This is a genomic window from Paracerasibacillus soli, from assembly GCF_042432965.1.
Taxonomy (GTDB): Bacteria; Bacillota; Bacilli; order Bacillales; family Amphibacillaceae; genus Paracerasibacillus; species Paracerasibacillus soli.
Window position 1 is genome coordinate 290,756 of sequence record NZ_JBHLWL010000067.1, and the last position, 18,417, is coordinate 309,172.

At 37.6% G+C, this 18,417-nt stretch carries 8 protein-coding genes and 1 pseudogene; 2 read left to right on the forward strand and 7 right to left on the reverse strand.

Annotated elements, in window-relative coordinates; translation table 11 throughout:
* Nucleotides 1–194 precede the first annotated feature (194 nt).
* The 6 genes and pseudogenes from ACFFIS_RS18060 to ACFFIS_RS18085 all read right to left on the reverse strand — a co-directional run.
* A pseudogene (locus tag ACFFIS_RS18060) lies at nt 195–4,595 on the reverse strand (endo-alpha-N-acetylgalactosaminidase family protein); the annotation flags it as partial.
* A 455-nt stretch (nt 4,596–5,050) separates the two neighbouring features.
* Nucleotides 5,051–10,048, reverse strand: coding sequence for an endo-alpha-N-acetylgalactosaminidase family protein (locus tag ACFFIS_RS18065; protein WP_390188645.1), 4,998 nt, complete (start codon nt 10,046–10,048; stop codon nt 5,051–5,053).
* Between the two features lie 290 nt (nt 10,049–10,338).
* A complete protein-coding gene (locus tag ACFFIS_RS18070; RefSeq protein WP_390188646.1) occupies nt 10,339–11,271 on the reverse strand; it encodes a hexose kinase in 933 nt (310 codons plus the stop codon).
* 500 nt (nt 11,272–11,771) lie between these two features.
* Nucleotides 11,772–12,629, reverse strand: a complete 858-nt coding sequence (locus ACFFIS_RS18075) for a tagatose-bisphosphate aldolase subunit GatY (protein ID WP_320380054.1) — start codon at nt 12,627–12,629, stop codon at nt 11,772–11,774.
* 48 nt (nt 12,630–12,677) lie between these two features.
* On the reverse strand, nt 12,678–13,850 hold the full coding sequence (locus ACFFIS_RS18080) for an SIS domain-containing protein (protein WP_390188648.1): 1,173 nt from the start codon (nt 13,848–13,850) through the stop codon (nt 12,678–12,680).
* Between the two features lie 352 nt (nt 13,851–14,202).
* Nucleotides 14,203–14,919, reverse strand: coding sequence for a GntR family transcriptional regulator (locus ACFFIS_RS18085; RefSeq protein WP_320380058.1), 717 nt, complete (start codon nt 14,917–14,919; stop codon nt 14,203–14,205).
* Nucleotides 14,920–15,281: 362 nt separating this feature from the next.
* Here ACFFIS_RS18085 and ACFFIS_RS18090 point away from each other — a divergent pair, with 362 nt between their 5' ends.
* Both ACFFIS_RS18090 and ACFFIS_RS18095 read left to right on the forward strand, forming a co-directional pair.
* Nucleotides 15,282–16,391, forward strand: coding sequence for a YibE/F family protein (locus ACFFIS_RS18090; RefSeq protein WP_320380618.1), 1,110 nt, complete (start codon nt 15,282–15,284; stop codon nt 16,389–16,391).
* Entirely contained in the window at nt 16,388–17,146 is a 759-nt protein-coding gene (locus tag ACFFIS_RS18095; RefSeq protein WP_390188649.1) for a YibE/F family protein, read from the forward strand. The genes ACFFIS_RS18090 and ACFFIS_RS18095 overlap by 4 nt, the downstream gene beginning before the upstream one ends.
* A gap of 109 nt (nt 17,147–17,255) precedes the next feature.
* On the opposite strand, the gene mmsB is transcribed toward ACFFIS_RS18095, so the two are convergent.
* Entirely contained in the window at nt 17,256–18,416 is a 1,161-nt protein-coding gene (gene mmsB / locus ACFFIS_RS18100) for a multiple monosaccharide ABC transporter permease (protein ID WP_390188650.1), read from the reverse strand.
* Nucleotide 18,417 lies beyond the last annotated feature (1 nt).

An 18,417-nucleotide genomic window follows, 5' to 3' on the forward strand; every position in this document is an offset into this window, starting at 1 on the left:
ATTGCGGCTACTAAATCTTCCTCGGTTTCGATTGTTTCAAGGGCTGATTCTGCAACCTTAATCGCTTCTTGTAATGCGGCAAATGAATCGGACGTGTACTTACCATCCTCATTCGAAATCGCCTTCGCTGTTTCGATTAGTTTTTCTAATTCTGATAAATCTAGCTCTGGTTCTGGTTCTGTAGGAATTTGTGTTTCGATTCTAAGGTTATCTAAAATAAATATTCCATCACCAGTATGCATATTTAATTGTGTTCCATCACTAAATATCCCAATATAAGTTTGGCCATTTTCGGATCCCGTAATGGTAAACTCTGCAGTTTTTGTATCTGTTGAATCAGGTAGCAGTTCATTGACGCTTAGTCCTTCCACATCGTCAATATTTCTAGCGTCAATTTCCTGATCTCCAGAAATGAAACGATATGATCCTACTGTAGTCTGGTAGTCGAATGACACTTTATAAGTAACACCTGGTTCAAAACGGAAATGTTGTGGAATTGTACGATATAATAATCCTGCATTCCCAGTGTTTACCTTTATGGACCAGTTGCCATCTATGACGTCATCCACTAATTTAGCATCTGCCCATCCCTTTTGGGTATATGGCGCATTTTTTTCGGACAAGTGTATGCGATTATCTTCAACACCCTCTGTATTTCCAATTACAAATGGGTAAATACCTTGCACTACAGATTCAAAATCTTGTTCGAAAACAGTTGGAGATACATCGTTGTACAATGTCTTTTGAACAACACGAATGTCGTCAAACATTGTTTTTCCCTCTCCTGCTTCACGGCTAAGTGTTAACGTAGCTGTATCACTTTTAGCGGTAAAGCTCACTTGCATCCGTTGCATTTTACTGTTATCCCCATTATTAGTAGCATGAGAATCCGCCTTCACATAGTTCTTTTGTAAACTACGTAAAGTATAATTACTTACGTCTATTTCTTCACCTTTAATTTCAATAGAAGCCCTAACATCACTCTGGTTTTCGACATATACTTCCGCAACATAGTCTTTTCCAGGTTCTAAGTCGGTAATTGCTCGGGAAACAGCCGTATCTTTTGATGGGCTATCGAAATTCAAGTAGTAATCACCACTACTTAAGTTACGTGCATTTCCAGTTTGACTTGTTCTTTCAACTGTTACAGATTCATCATCACCAGTAACAGTCGTTTTATCATCTTCTATTGTACCGGAATTAAATCCTGTGTCATAAACATGAGCATTTGTGCTCCACTCATCTACTTGCACTCCTTTATCTTCACCCGCCTCTACGACATAAGGAGTTGCAGCATCGGCTTTCAAGGTAACTTCATTATTCACAACATTAACTTCTTGCATGTCCGTTCTACCTTGATCTGTTAACTTATAGACTTTCACGCTTGATAACTCTTTAAAATCTTCTGGAAGCGTCCAAGTCGTTGTACCACCCTCTAAATTCCAGTGATATAATTTTTCAGCTTTAGGCGTTGGATTTTCAAAGTCTTGTTCTACCCAAGGTAATAAATACGTATGTTCATCTAGTACTTTATTACCATTAAGCGTGATGATTCGTTCTCTTGTATTATCTTTTCTCGTCACAACGACGACGTCATCATTACTTGGATCTTTTAATTTAATTTCCTTTTCCAAGTTAGTTTTGGTATTGTCACCTTCTACTGTTGTCCAGTTCGTAACATGATATTTTTGTAAAAATTTAGTTGGTATGTTTGTGTCGAATGTTCTATTAATAAAATTGTCAAAGTTTTTATCGGATTGCCATCCTTCAAACCCACCTAATTCAAAACCACCAAGCAATGGATGGTCAGCAGTTCCACCAACTTCTGGCCAGTTCAATACGAAAGAATCTTTTTGGTGATTACTAATAAAACGTAGTACTTCTGAGTTAATGCCTTTACTTTCTGCACCACCATAATTTTTATCAGTAGCCCAATGCTGCCATGTCGAGTGATTTGGCATTGCCGTACCAAATTCAGTAGTTAATCTTAATCCCATATTATAGAATTGTTCCACAATACGATTTGATTCCCACTGGTCTTGATACCATACATCTAAATATACGAAATCAAGTCCTGGTGCAGCTTCGTGTAATTCATCTAGTCTTTCCTGGCGTGTACCTGAGGCCAAATCTTTAATTTTGTCAATTACATATCCCTGGTCAATCCAACCCCATCCTTGCGAATCTGGACCATGAATAAAATCATCATTGAAAGCTTTAGCTTCAGGATAAGTTTCTTGAGCATTGATATGTACGCCAATCTCAGCACCATATTTATGCCCTTCTTCAATTAATGTGTTCAAATCTTCCTTACCACCCATACGTTCACCTACATCACCATAATCCGGGTGCGCACTATCATGTCCCTCATTTCCATATCCTTTTAATAAAACAGCCTGTCCCAATCCATCTGTAGCAAGTGCTACTTTTTTAATATTATCTAATGTTTTTAAAAATGGTTGCTGTACTTGCGAACCAAAATTCATCGCAATACGAGTAGTGACAAGATTATTCACATTTTCGGAACCTTTAACATCATGCATAATATCACGATAAGCGATAGCCGCATCCTGCCAATCTACCTTATTATCGTCATTCAAATCCTCAGCAATAGCAACTTTAATTACTGCTTCATTAGATGATGGTTTAGACATAAAGTCTCTATGATGAAACAGCATATTTGAGCTAATTCCTAATGCTTTTGCACCATCTTCATTTTCATAACGATTCGCAACTAAGTTACCATAGCCATCCACTTCTGAACTGGACCAAACACCCGCACTTAGTTCATTATTGGACACTAATGCGACATAGTGATTAGATGATGTGCCTACTTTTTCCATACTGGAATCCACCGTTACATCGATATCGCCAGGTTTTGTAACATCAGAGCTAAGGTTAGCTAACTTGGCTTTTGCATTTTTTTCATTCGCATTCACTGAAACAAGGTTCAAATTGGCTAACTCGAATGTTTCAATGTTTGCATCTCCATTATTTTGAATATCTGTAAAGTGATAAACAACCTTATTATCATCTACTTTTAATGAAAGTGTAAATGTAGCATCTATATCTTCAAGTTCATTTTCAACAGTTAATGTGTATTTTGCTTCACTTTCGCTTACTTTTTCAAAGTTAACTTCTGGATAATAAAGCATGCCATTAACTTTTAATCCATAAACTGAAGTTTCTTGACCATTTAACACTTTGTCATTTACTTGATATTTAATAACACGTGGAAAAACTTCGTCAATTACTACTTCCATATAATCAGAGCTTAACGTCTCCTCTACAACTGGTGTAGTTGGTGGTTCGGGTTGCACATATTCTGATATTTTAACGTTAGAAAATGTAATATTCGCTGCTCCACGACTTTTCTCTATTCCTAAATATCCAGGTTGATCCACTCCTGCAAGTGTCCAGGATCCCATTTTTTCATCATCAATGTATAATGTTGCTACATCATCAATGAAAATAGCCCGTAAATGATATGTCTCACCTGCTTTTAATGGCGTACCTTTGGTCATAGCAGTCCAACTGTTTGAAGGACCAAATATTTCCCCAAAGTACTGATCATTTGTATCACCAGTTCCTACATAAGAATATGTGGATGGATCTTGTACACGATAAATAAAACCAAAACGGTTCAAGTCCTTATCTGGAGTAAAATCTACTTCAAAAACACCATCCCTTATTTTAGGTATATTATCATAGACGATTTTATTTTTTCCGTTAGAAGTAACACCAAAAGTAACGGAGCCATCGTCATGATATGTGAGTGTTCCATCTCCTTCAATAACTTTAAAGTCACCTTCTTTTAGGTCTGGATTCACAATTTCAACTGGATCTCTATCTTCCGGTTCCTCTGTGCCAGGATTATCATTTTCGTCTCCATCTTCTGGTTCTTCAGTGCCAGGGTTTTCATCTCCATCTTCTGGTTCTTCAGATGACTCACCTAATTCAATTAGTACCTGAGAGTCTTCTTCTCCATATTTACCTAATCTCAAAGCCTCCGGCGCATCTAATAGACTTTCAACTGTCTCTTTTAAATTTACTGTACCGAATAAATCTTGACCATTTAATGTTGCATTTAATGTCGTACCATGGTATTCGATTTTAATCGTATACTCATTTCCAGGCTCAGGTTTTGATACGCTAGGTCTATTTTGTAACCATTCCCCGTCACCATCAACTTTATATTCGTAGAACCAACCACCCTTGTCATAGCCTACAAAGATAAAGTTATCTGAATCCTTATAATGGGGAGTAAAGCCTAATCTAGTTGTAGCACCTTCTGTTTCTGGGATAAAGGTATATTCCATTACACCCGATTCTTTACCTTCAGCACCCTCTTCACGAAATAACGCTGGATTTTCACCATTATCATTACCTTTTCCAGTTCCGAGTCTGGCATAGTTTTTTCCATTGATCTCTAAGACTTCATTTACCTCATTTTCTCCCGTAGAAACCGTAATCCAAGGATTAGTATTTTCTTCTGCATAGGCAGTTAAATAAGAAAAACTAGTTAAGTAATATGGTATTACTAACATAAAAGCTAGAAACACTTTAAATAACTTACTAAAATAATTCGTTTTCAATTTGTAACTTCCTCCTTTAAGCATATAAACTTTTCACATAACACCACTCTTTTTTCTAAAACTACCTGGTGTAAGCGCTTTCTATTTTGTGATTAAATTTAGCAGATACGAATCCTCCTTATCTATGTTCTATACTAATTTAGTAACTACAATAAATCAGTATACTTTAACTCTACTAACACCATATTTTCAAAACAATATAAATATTGTCTAATATTTTAGTATTATTGGTTTTTAGTGAAACATGGGTGAAACATGGGGACGGTTCTCGTGTTTCATCTGGCGGACGCCTGGGATTCCTTACATTCGCCACCAGAGATAAGAGTGACACTTCAATCAGTCCGGAACCTAAAGCTCGTTAACCGCAATATAAAAAACACCCCCAAAGTTAGATTTCAGGTCTAACTTCGGGGGTGCGTATCACGGATTTTACTGAATATTAGATTGTCGTTTCGTTATATGTTCTGTTTCCCTCTTCTATTAGAAACTACAAACAGCACGAATGCTAAACTAATGAAAACAAATCCTAGTGCTAGCCAATTAAATATCGTTGTTGCTGTTTTTGGTAGTTCGTTATCACTATCGGCGACTGCACCATCTTGATTTGTATCATCTTTATCTACATCTTCTGAGTTACCAGGTTCCGTAGGCTCCTCTCCTGACGATTCTTCCAATCCATCAATTGCAGACTGTAACACGGCTATCGCGGCTGCCAGATCTTCCTCGGTTTCTATCTTTTCAAGTGCCGATTCTGCAACTTTAATCGCTTCTTGCAATGCAGCAAATGAGTCGGTCGTGTACTTACCGTCTTCATTGGAAATTCCCTTCGCTGTTTCGATTAGTTTTTCTAATTCTGATAAATCCAGCTCTGGTTCCGTAGGTTCCTCTCCTGACGATTCTTCCAATCCATCAAGTGCAGACTGTAACGCGGCTATCGCGGCTGCCAGATCTTCCTCGGTTTCGATTGTTTCAAGGGCTGATTCTGCAACCTTAATCGCTTCTTGTAATGCGACAAATGAATCGGACGTATACTTACCATCTTCATTTGAAATCGCCTTTGCTGTTTCGATTAGTTTTTCCAACTCGGATACATCTAGTTCTGGTTCCGTAGGCTCCTCTCCTGACGATTCTTCCAATCCATCAATTGCAGACTGCAATGCGGCTATCGCGGCTGCCAGATCTTCCTCGGTTTCGATTGTTTCAAGGGCTGTTTCTGCAACCTTAATCGCTTCTTGTAATGCGGCAAATGAATCGGACGTATACTTACCATCTTCATTCGAAATCGCCTTCGCTGTTTCGATTAGTTTTTCTAATTCTGATAAATCCAGCTCTGGTTCTGTAGGCTCTTCTCCTGACGATTCTTCCAATCCATCAATTGCAGACTGCAACGCGGCTATCGCGGCTACTAAATCTTCCTCGGTTTCGATTGTTTCAAGGGCTGCCTTCGCTGTCTCTATTGCAGATTGTAATGCTGCAAAAGATTCAGTCGTGTATTTACCGTCTTCATTTGAGATAGCCTCTGCATCTTCTATTAACTCGGATAGATCAGCGATTACACGGATATTGTCAACGATTAATATCCCTGAAGATTCTTTCTTTTCATCATTAAAGTTTTTAATAACTGCTAAATACGCATCTTTTGCATCTTCTGTTGAAAATGTAAATTCAACTTGTTGGTCACCCTCTTTTAATGTTTGTGAGGCCAAGTCACGAACTTCACCATCTTCATTAACTCTTACTGCAATCGTATACATATCATCTGCAACGGCATTTGTATCCATTTTGACTGTGTATGTCTTATTTTGTTCTAATCTTAATGTTTGTGGTAATGTTCTTAGCCATTCACCTGGATTACCATTTTCATTTGACTTCAATGAAAAATTACCATCTATTACAAAAGTTTTAACTTGATCTTTATCTGGATTTTTTTCTGCCAAATGAGTCCGGTTTGGGCCTGACCTAGAGTAAACAAATGGTCCCCAACCTTCATCAACATTTTCAAAGTCTTCAAACAAGACGTAGCCAGTTGAATCCGTTTTGCTTGGATTTTCCCAAATACGAACATCATCTAGTAGTACTTTTGCATCCCCCTCATCAACGTGCATGAATAAGGTTGCTGTATCTGATGTTGCATCAAAGTTAACCTTTACTCTTTGGAAATTTTGATTTAAATATTTATGTTGACGCGAACCAAATTTTAATTCTGTGTTATCCAACCAATTCGTAACTTCAGCATCACCTTGTTTCACGCCAATCGTAACTTTTCTCTTTCCATCAATATGAGCCCATACAGATGCCGAATAAGTCTTTCCTGGGGTTAAGCCGGTAATAACTTGTGCTACCGTCGCATCATTTGAACCCGTAACTTCAAGCTGTCCATCTCCATTGCTATCTCTTACCATTTGAATATGCTGCGTATCTTCATTCGTTGACGACTTTTTCCACTGTTCAAAGCTATTGCCTTCAAATCCTGGATCGTTCACCAAGCCGCCCTCTCCCCAGTTCATTTCTTCTTGTTCTTGTGGTTCTTCCAGATAGAGCACGTAACCAGTTTTGGCATCTACATCTAATTCAACTTTCCCATTATCAATTGATACTTCTTCAACAAACTCACGTCCAAGATCTGTTAGTTTGTAAAGCATCGCGGAAGAGGCATCCTTCCATGAATTCGGTACATCCCATGTTGTTTTACCACCATTAGGATTCCAGTGATACACTTTTTCTTCTGTAAGTGGATTCCAAGGTATAAACACAGTACTTTGACTGACATCTTCAGAATCAGACATGATTGCAATTAATTTATCGTCTTTATACAGATGAATTTTGCCATCGTCTTCACGCTGAACATGGACATTCTGTTCCATTTCTATACGGTCATCTTCCCACTTGACGATTGGAAAATACTGCATATATTTTGTCGGTAAATTGTGGACATAGAAAACTTCTTGTGTCTTATGAAAACTTTTATTCTCGGGGATATCTTGCCAGTATCCAACACCAGATTGCTGTAAACCCTTTAACATGGGATGACTCATGAAACCATCCATGACGTGGTTACGCATAAATCGAATAATCTTATTCTCATTACCTTGATTTGGATAGCCTGGATCAGTACCCCAATGTGTCCACGCAACTTGCTCAAATAATGGGCCTGCAAATTCAGTACCTAACATCCATCCATTATTGTTTATATACTCCGCAAGCTTTTTCGCTTTATAATCAACACCACTATACACATCAACATAAACAAATGATAAATGATCACCTGTGTCATCTTTTAACATATTTAATCGGCGTTCTAATTCGCCAGTTACAACATCTTTATATTGGTCCACGTAATAGGAAGCGTCCATCCATCCCCAACCATTTACGAGTGGTTGTCTCAGATTTTCCATTTTTGTTTCAAATGCATCTAACATATATTCCGTCGCATTTATGTGAACGCCACCAATAATATTACGCTTTTTCCCTTCACGTAATACATAATTAAAATCTTCTTCTCCACCTTGTCTTATCCCAATGTGGCCACCATAGTCAGGATGTGAATCATCGTGTCCTTCCGCTTGATAGCCTTTGTACAATACAAGTTGTCCAAAATCATCCGTTAAATTAGCAATTTTCTTCGCATTATCAAATTGACGTAAGAACGGCATTCCAGCTTGCGAGCCGATGTTAAAGCTAATATACGAAATATGATCACGAACTAGTTCATGACGGTATGGTGCTAACAAATAACCATCAGCAACGGTCGTTTCCGCAATATTACGATAGGCAATCGCTGCATCTTGCCAATCCACGACACCATCGTCATTTTGATCATCAGTAAAGACGATTTTTGACCACGGTAATGGTTCAGGATCTAAAGCATTATTTTCATGATACGTCCATGAGCCATTCCACATTGCTGCTGTATTATTTCCAGTACCATCAGCATCAATATTGACACGAACTTTATCATTTCCATCTACAACATTATTTAAAATTGTCGCTGCATATGTATCCGTGTTCAAGAAGGCAAATGTACGCCCGCCACTGACTACCTCAGCTACATCATGCAAATCATGATATTCTTCAAATAATCCATGCCATGCACCTGTTGACCATGCTGCCGCCTCTTGTGCCACTTCGTTATCTTTTGAGTTTATGGAAACGAGGCCAAGGTTAGGAATATCTAGCGTTCTGACAAGCATATTATCGCTTAACTCTTTAATGTCCGTAACATTTATATCAACACCATTGGCAGTAGCTTTAATTTGTAATAATATTTCTGCCAACTCTGGCACCGTTAGTTGATATTCAGCTACATCGTCTGACAATTTACGAAAACTAACAGTCGGGACATAACGAGTATTATTTATTCTGATGGAATTCAGACCTTTTTGATATCCGTCAATTGTATTACCATTCCACTCATAATGATCGATACGTGGAAATGAATCATCTACAACAACTTTTGTTTCATGATGCAAAATTTCAACTAAGTTTCCTGTTTCTTCTTCAGAATTGGAGTCTAAACTATAGTTCGTTATACTATCCAATTTGAATGTTTTATTATTAAACCAACTACGAATGCCTATTTTTCCCGCCTTATGTGGTACATTTGAGGCTGTAGTATTAATAATTTCTTCTCCATTAATAAATAATGTTAAATAAATTTCGTCATAAACGAGTTTCACATCATAATCTGTATCTTTTTTAAAAGTAACATCAGCTAATGCCGGAACATTTTGATTCGTTGGCTTCCCGTCCTCTTTATAATGAATCACCCAATTTCCCGCATCCTTTAATAGAGCTGCATAGTTACCTTTGTCCTGGTATCGGAAAATAAAACCAAATCTAGATGGATCATCTTCCGTAAACTGCATATTCATTTCCAACACACCATTTTCAATCTTTGGTGCTTTTGCGTCATGTACTAATGTCTGACCAATTGTACTGACATTCGCATATCCATCTTCATATTTAACTTCCATATTACCTTCTTCCGCTTTCAATTCACCATTATTCCCATTTGTAAAATCAACATAGTATGGGTTTTCAGGTGTAAAATCTAATACTTCTAAACGATGATGCTTGTCTTCTTCTGTACCTTTAGTTTGTTTCTCTTCTACCTTAGCAGAATCTATTTTTTTAGTAGATTCTTGATTTGGGGTTTCTTTGTGATCCTTTGCTTCCGATTCATTTTTCGCTGCATGATCTTTAGCCTCAGAGTCTTTTACCTCTGATTTTTCTCCTTCTTCTACTTGCACATCAGCGTTTCCGGTATCGGAAGTGTCTAAGTTTTCCTCATGAAAATCGGCTTCCTCTTGGTGCCCCATTAACTCATTTACGTCAATTGAACCAGACTCTAATGATTCCTGCGCCATAACAGTTGGCATGTATCCTAGAAAGGGTTGCATAACCAATAGCAATGCCAAAAGAATACTCACATGTCTAAATCGCCTGCTTTTCACCTAACATCCTCCTCTTATCATTAAAATTCCATGTAATCTTTTATATCACTCCTTCTCCCTCACATGTTTCAAACACTTATCATCCTCCTCATCTTACAATCCATGAATGCGCTTTCACAATACAGATATTGGTGATTTTTTTATGATGGTTGCTATAAATCATTATTTTCTAGTAACTCTTATTATTTAAATTTACCTGTCACGTTACTTTTCTAACTATGAATGCAATAAAAAAAGCAAGGATTATCCTCGCTTTTTAAAATGCTCTGATTTAGTTTTAGGTTTAAGTTTTAAATAGTTTCAACAACAATTTGCTTCATACACCAATCGAGTTTTTCCGGATTAATGTAACCGGTCCGTTCTTCTAATGCATTTAGTACACCTGTTGCCATCGCCATTTTTATTAGTTCCTCATCACCCAATTGACGAGAAAGCCCTGCAGCAAACCCAGCAATTACGGAATCGCCTGATCCAACTGGATTAACCGCTTGCATCTTCGGTATATCCGCTCGAAAAAATTTATTATCTTTCTTAATCACCGCACCTTTAGAACCCAGAGTGATGACGACCCAAGGAATTCCTTCAAACAATGGATTTGTTTGTAATGCAGCAATAATTTCAGATTCAGTAACGAGTGCCTTTCCTATCAATGCCGCTAGTTCCTCTTGATTCGGTTTAATTAAAAATGGTTTATCGGAAGATTCTAAAGCTGCTTCTAACGCTTTCCCGCTCGCATCAAGTAAAACTGGCGTGTCGTAAAGGCTAGCAATTTCCACCATCTTTTCGTAAAAATTATCTTTTAACCCTTTTGGTAAACTACCAGAAATGGTCACGATGTCTGTTTCTTTCATGATAGATTCATAATGAAATAAAAACTGGCTAGCTTCATTCTCGGAAATCTCTGGCCCACCTTCTAATATTTCTGTTTGTTTTCCATCATGAAGAATCGCGATACAATTTCTAGTTTCCCCAGTAATGTCAACAAACTGCTGACCTATTCCTATCCCGTTCAACTGCTCTTTAATAAACTTTCCCAGGCTCCCACCAATTAAGCCAGTAGCACTTACTTCTATTTCTAATTGTTTTAAAACACGGGCGACATTAATCCCTTTCCCGCCCGCTGTTTTTGAAATATGACTTACCCGATTCACTGTATCCAAATGTAATTGTTCAAGATTATAACCAATATCGACTGATGGATTCAACGTAACTGTTAATACCATTAAAACATCACCTCGTACGTAGTAGTTGGGATTTTAAACCGCTTGAGAAAGTTTCGGAAACGAGTAATTGAGTTGTTCAAGGTACGGGAAAATGAGTAAAATAGCATGAATAAAGTGAGGCTCAGCTTTTTAGGGTGGGATTACTGCTCCCTCTAATTTTTAATGGAACGATTGTATGGTTGAATGAATCGGCTTTTCTAACGATTGACTGCTATCCCCCACACATATCATGCTTTAAGTCCTTTCTAATTCTTAAAGTGGGGAGACCTACAGTTAGTCCCCCCACGGATAGATTGCAATGAATAGTAAATGCTCTAACAAAACTTATAAGAACCTTGGAACGTACGCGCCCTATCGTGAACTGGTGCGAAGCACGTTTCCTATGACTTGCACTGACATGAGGCGCGAGAACTGCTCCTATGTTTCACGCCGGTACTGAAACACGAGAACCGTCCCTGTTTCTCCGCGCCGGCATGAAACGCGAGAACCGTCCCTGTGTTTCACGCTTTGCCGTTGCTTTTGCATATAAGGATTTTTTCTTTTACTGTTTCTTTCATTTTTGCTTTTGCTGGGTTCATATATTTTCTTGGGTCGGTTTCTTCTGGATGTTCAATTAAGTAGTCGCGTAATGTGTTGGAAAATGGTATTTTCAATTCTGTTGATACATTCACCTTTGCACATCCTAACTCGATACATTTGCGGACGTCTGCTTCGGAAATTCCTGATGCACCATGTAACACAATCGGTATATCTATGAGACTACTAATCTTCTTTAAACGTTCAAAGTCTAGATTTGGCTCCGTTTCATAGACACCATGGCCTGTTCCAATTGCCACAGCTAGTGAATCGACATTTGTACGTTCAACAAATTCTACAACTGTATCAGGATCTGTATAAGCAGCATCTTTAGCTTCCACAATTAAATCATCTTCTTGACCAACAAGTTTGCCTAGCTCTGCTTCGACAGTAGCGCCAAATTTACGTGCTTCGTTAACTACTTGTTTCGTAATGTCGATATTTTCTTCAAATGTATGATGCGAACCATCGATCATCACTGACTTTGTTCCAAGTTGAAGTGATGCTTCAATCGATTCTAATGTTTCATGATGGTCCAGGTGAAGGGCAATCGGAATATCATTTTCCTTTGCTGCGATTTCTGCAATTGCTTGAATATAGGACCGACCTGCATAATTCATCGTTCCAGGAGTTGCTGCTAAAATAACGGGTGATTTTAATTCAACTGCAGCTTCTACGACAGTTTGGATTGTTTCCAAGTTATGAATATTAAATGCCGGTACTGCATATCCTTCTTTTCGAGCTTTGATCAACATTTCTTTTGTGTTTTGAATATATACCATTTCGGTACCTCCCATATGTGATATATTGACCGCATTTTTTACATTTGCTTAATTCCAAGGATAAATGGTTACACCTTGCACGACACGATTGACCCTTCCTTCAGGGCTCGGATTATCTGGTGTTATTCCAAGTTCGATTGACTTTTTCAATGCAAGTACTTGAGCAAAAATGACATATAATAAAGCGAGTGAAAAATCATTATTTAAACCTGTATCTGTTTTATTTACATCTATTGTCCAATTAGCTAAATTCTTCAATTCCTCATCTTCTTTTTCATCAACAACGATTAACTTAGAAGGTGAGCCATCTGTAGCAAGCTCGCGAACAATATCTACATCATATTTTCGGGTATATGCATCTTTTGACATAAACACAACGACTAATGTTTTTTCATTTAAAATTGTTTTAGGACCATGGCGGAAACCGAGCGATGATTCATGAACAGCCACAACTTTACCAGATGTTAGTTCTAGCATCTTTAATGCAGCTTCATGGGCTAGCTGTCCTAATAATCCGGAACCTAAAAAGACAATTCGTTCAAAATTAAGACTCACAATCTCATCTACTTGGTTTGCAACACGATCAACAAAGTTTTTTCCATTTGCAATAACATGTTCAATATCTTGCTGTAACACATCTTTTGCAGCAAATAATAAATAAGCCGAAATCATCATACTTGTGAAGCCGCTCGTCATCGCAAAGCCTTGATCGTGGGCCTGCTCTGGTGTTAAAATCAACAGACTGTTTGCATCACCTTTTACGTTTTTTGCTAATTGACCATCCTTATTACAAGTCACAATCACTTGATAAAAATGTTCAATCATATTTTCACCTAGCGAAACAGCTGCCACACTTTCAGGACTATTCCCAGAACGCGCAAAAGAAACTAATATAGTTGGCGTCTTTTTATCTAAGTATTCTTCCGGATTTGAAACAATATCTGTTGTCGCAATCGAGTCAAATACGACTTGTTCTGGTCCGAGCTTTCTAAGTATCGGAGCTAATGTATCTCCTGCAAAAGCCGATGTACCAGCACCTGTAAAAATGACCCTTACTTGCTCGTGTTTTCCATAAATTGCTTCTAGAAATTGACGGTATGATTCCTTTTGTTTGGAAAATACCCCCACAACCTCTTTCCACACCGTTGGCTGCTGGTGTACCTCTTGCGTTGTATGAATCGCCTTCAAACGCTCCATTTGTTCTGAAGTTAAATTAAACATTGTTTGATCAGACCTCCATATTTTTTGGGTTATGTTATTATACTTTACTGGTTATGTTGTCATAACCAGTTTTCTATTATAAAAACTCTATTAGTAGATGAGAGATTTTATGAAAATTTCGTGTTCAAAAGGGAAATCAAAATGACGAAGTTTGGTCAAATTCGCAACCCGCTACAACGCCGACATAAATCCTCTACATCGACGTGCTGCTAGGTAACATAATTTGTGGAGAAGCATGTATTTCACTAGATATACACGAACATCATCCACTGAATGAAGGGCGACTTTAGTAGAAGGCCTCCCCACCGGCATCATTTTATTGAACCTATTTGAACATCCGCTAATAGAGTAATTACGTTAATTCAACAGAATAACTAAACTTGTCACCACGTGCCACACTTATTGTATATTCAATCAATTGGTCCATGTAATAGGCATAACGTCTAATCAACATCGCTGGTTGATTGACGACCATTTGCAAATGTGCAGCTTGCTCTCTTCTAATTAATGTCGCTGAAAATCGCTCCACAGCTTTTGTTACGCCAATCTGATACTCATCGCGAAATAGGTCGTACATTGGCTTTTTCTCCAAGGCGACCATCGATAAACCTGGAAACATCCGTTTTGGTAGATAAGAAGTTTCGTACATGAGTGGCTCGCCATCGGCAAGTCGTAATCGTGTAACGACATAGACTTCATCTAATGGCTCCATATTCATCTTATGTGCCAATCGTTCATCGATCGCCATCTCTTCGAATGAAATGACTTTGGTTGTTGGTGTTTTTCCTATTTTTTTCATCTCTTCTGTAAAACTGTACAGCTTCACCAATTTCTGATTAAAGGACTTCGGTGCAACAAATGTCCCCTTACCATGTAGCTTATAAATATAACCTTCTTTTTCAAGCTCTTGTAACGCTTGTCGAACAGTAATTCGACTTAAATTATAAATATCACATAACTCTCTTTCGGAAGGCAGCTTGTCATGCTCAACATAATCATTACCATTTATTTTTTCGATGAGCACTTCCATCAATTGTAAATACAATGGCACCTTACTTTGCTTATCCAAAATGCCGTAGCCACCTCCTCGTTTTCATTTATAAGTGTGATACCAATTCCTGCGTACGTCATGCACCGCATATACGGGAAAACTTCCACGTAGAAACAACTGGTAATAACCACTTATCTCGATTATATTACACATCCCCGTAAAAGTAAAACCAAAGATTGGGGGTCAGACCCCAAATGAAACACAAGAACCGTCCCCATGTTTCACTTCTTGACCGCGTTTGGTTTTCTTGCTATTCTAGGTCCAGTGTTTATGCGGGGTATTGGGGTAATTTGTCTATATTATTTTTGTTAGTTCGTATTGCTTGTTTCAACTGTAATTGGAGGGGTTTTGTGGAAACAATCCTTAAATTGGCTAAAGATATGACATATAAAAGGGCAATTTTTTACTTGATTATTTTTCTTTTGTTTATTTCTTCTCTCATTTTTGTTCATCATAATTATACATTTTATAATCAGACTATCGCCAAAGTTGTTGAGACCAAGATTGAAGAAACAACTGAAGTAACCGATCAATATGAAAATAAGGATACGTTGTATACACAACATATTGTCGCCGAAATTAAAAATGGTGAACATAAAGGGAAGCAAATGATTCTTACGAATGAGTACTCCAATTCCGGTGCGTATGACTATCACTTCGCAATTGGCAATGAATTATTTGTAAAAATAGATAAAAACGCAATGCAGGATTCCGCTACAATCACTGGGGACATAATAGATGTAAAACGGGATAAATATCTTGTCATCATAGCATGGATATTTTTCTTCACATTACTCATTGTCGGGAAAAAACAAGGTCTATTCGCAAGCGTTAGTTTGGTCGTAAACATCATGCTACTTTCCTATGCACTTGATTTTTATATCAAAACAAATACAAATTTATTATGGATATGTGGTATGACCGTCATCATTTTTACCGTCATTTCTTTATTGCTTGTAAATGGAAGAAATGAAAAAACGTATGCTGCCATTATCGCCACATTGTTAGGGACCTTCTTTGCTGTCTTTGTAACATATCTTGCCATGTGGGTGACCAATGAAAATGGACTTCGTTATGAAGAAATGCAATTTTTAACACGACCATACCACCTTATTTTCCTTGCAGGATTATTTATCGGTTCGTTAGGAGCTGTCATGGATGTAGCGATTTCTATTTCTTCCGCTATTTTTGAACTCTATGAAAAAAATCACGACATACCCATACAGCAATTAAAAAAATCCGGATTTGATATTGGAAAAGATATTATGGGCACGATGACGAACATATTGTTTTTTGCCTATGTAAGTGGCTCCATCCCGATGCTTATTTTATATATTTCAAACTACTCACCGCTTGGCTTTACGTTAACAATGAATCTATCCTTGGAATTAGCGCGGGCACTTGCCGGTGGGATTGGTATCGTCATTACCATTCCAATTGGGTTATATACGACAATATTTTTCGTTAATCGAAAGAGGGCGAAACAATGAACGTATTAGTGTTACTTGCAGCAATTTTATTTATTTTAATGGTCGTAATTGGTGGAAAAAAAGGTGTAAGATCCTTCTTTTCGTTGTTTTTAAACTTTATCGTCATTTTGATAACGGTTATCTTGATGACAAGTCCAGATGCAAATCCAATTATCCTTACAATTATTGCTTGCGCTGCCATTAGCTGTATTAATCTCTTTTACATTAATAAAGTAAACAGCAAAACAATAACAGCCTTTATTTCGACCGTAGTGACGATTTCCATTTTGATTTTCGTCATTTATATCATTACAAAAAAGGCCATGATTCAAGGGTTTGGTGAAGAGGAAGTCGAAGAGCTAAGTATCTTTTCTCTCTATCTAGGAGTTGACTTTATTAAAATTAGCGCCGCCGTCATTATCATGAGTACAATTGGCGCTATTACAGATGTGGCAATTTCCATCACATCCCCCATGCGAGAAATTTATGAGTACCACCCGACCATTACGAGAAAGGAATTATTTACTTCGGGAATGAATATCGGTAAAGATATTTTAGGTTCCAATACAAACACATTATTTTTTGCATTCATCGGTGGTTATCTCGGACTGCTCATTTGGTTCAAAGACCTTTCCTATTCGTTTGGAGATATCGTAAATTCCAAAGTTTTTGGCGCAGAAATGATTACTATTTTTTGTGCAGGAATCGGTATCGCCTTTATTATTCCAATTGCCGCATGGGTTAATGCCTATTATTTAGTGCGAAAGAAAAAGTGAGCCAGGATGTAAATTTCCATGCTCACTTTTTCTTGGGGTCAGACCCCAAATTTATGATTCGCCATACTTCACTCACCATCAAATGAAACACGAGAACCGTCCCCATGTTTCATTTCTTGTTTTTATTCAGTATATCAAATGCTACGGCGCTTAATAGTACAAGTCCTTTGATTGCTTGTTGCCAGTCTATACCGATTCCCATTAGAGACATACCATTATTTAGTACACCCATAACTAGTGCCCCAATAACAGCGCCGACAACGGTTCCAACTCCACCAGTTAAAGATGCTCCACCTATAACTGCTGCTGCAATTGCATCAAGTTCAAATAAATTACCAGCTTGTGGTGTTGCTGCATTCAAACGTCCGGCAAAAATCAAACCAGATAATGCCGCTAATACACCCATGTTCACGAAAACCCAAAACTTCATTTTCTTCGTCTTAACTCCTGACAATTGTGCAGCGTTTATGTTACCACCTAGTGCATAAATATGTCTTCCGAATACTGTCTTATTCATCACAAATGAATATCCCATGATTAATACTCCCAATATAATTAATACGTAAGGAATACCCTCATATAACGCAAGAACATACGTAAACACATTTATAATTGCGACCATGATAACTAATTTTATTGTAAATAAAGGGAAGCTAATTGTTTTAAAGTCATATTTTAAGTCGGTTCTTCGCAACTTGATTTCATTTAAAATAAACAATACCGAAAGTACAATACCGATAACGATTGTAAGTAATTTAATTTCTCCTCCACCAAAGATATCTGGAATGAAAGAAGAACTGATACTTCTAAATCCATCCGGAAAAGGTGCGAGCGTTTTACCTTGTAGTACAACCAAAGTTAATCCCCTAAATATTAACATCCCTGCTAACGTTACAATAAACGCTGGTATGCGAACATAGGCTACCCAAAATCCTTGCCATGCACCAATAGCTGCACCAAGTATTAAACATAAACTAACAGCAAGCGGAACTGACAAGTCATACGTTACTAATAACACCCCAGCAACAGCACCTACAAAAGCTGCTACTGATCCTACAGATAAGTCAATTTCTCCTGTGATAATGACTAACATCATACCGATTGCTAATACAATAATATAACTATTTTGCATAATGATATTTGTTATATTTAGTGGTGTAAGTAATATACCTTCAGTTAAAATTTGAAAGAGTATTGCTATACCTACTAGTGCAATAACCATTCCAAAACGTCTTACATTATTTGAAACTAAACTTTTAAGTTCTCCCACA

Bases quoted from the DNA above. Each gene is read 5' to 3' on its own strand.
- ACFFIS_RS18080 (WP_390188648.1), bottom strand. From the start codon at position 13,850: ATGTTTAATTTAACTTCAGAACAAATGGAGCGTTTGAAGGCGATTCAT.
- ACFFIS_RS18090 (WP_320380618.1), top strand. From the start codon at position 15,282: ATGACATATAAAAGGGCAATTTTTTACTTGATTATTTTTCTTTTGTTT.
- ACFFIS_RS18075 (WP_320380054.1), bottom strand. From the start codon at position 12,629: ATGGTATATATTCAAAACACAAAAGAAATGTTGATCAAAGCTCGAAAA.
- ACFFIS_RS18070 (WP_390188646.1), bottom strand. From the start codon at position 11,271: ATGGTATTAACAGTTACGTTGAATCCATCAGTCGATATTGGTTATAAT.
- ACFFIS_RS18095 (WP_390188649.1), top strand. From the start codon at position 16,388: ATGAACGTATTAGTGTTACTTGCAGCAATTTTATTTATTTTAATGGTC.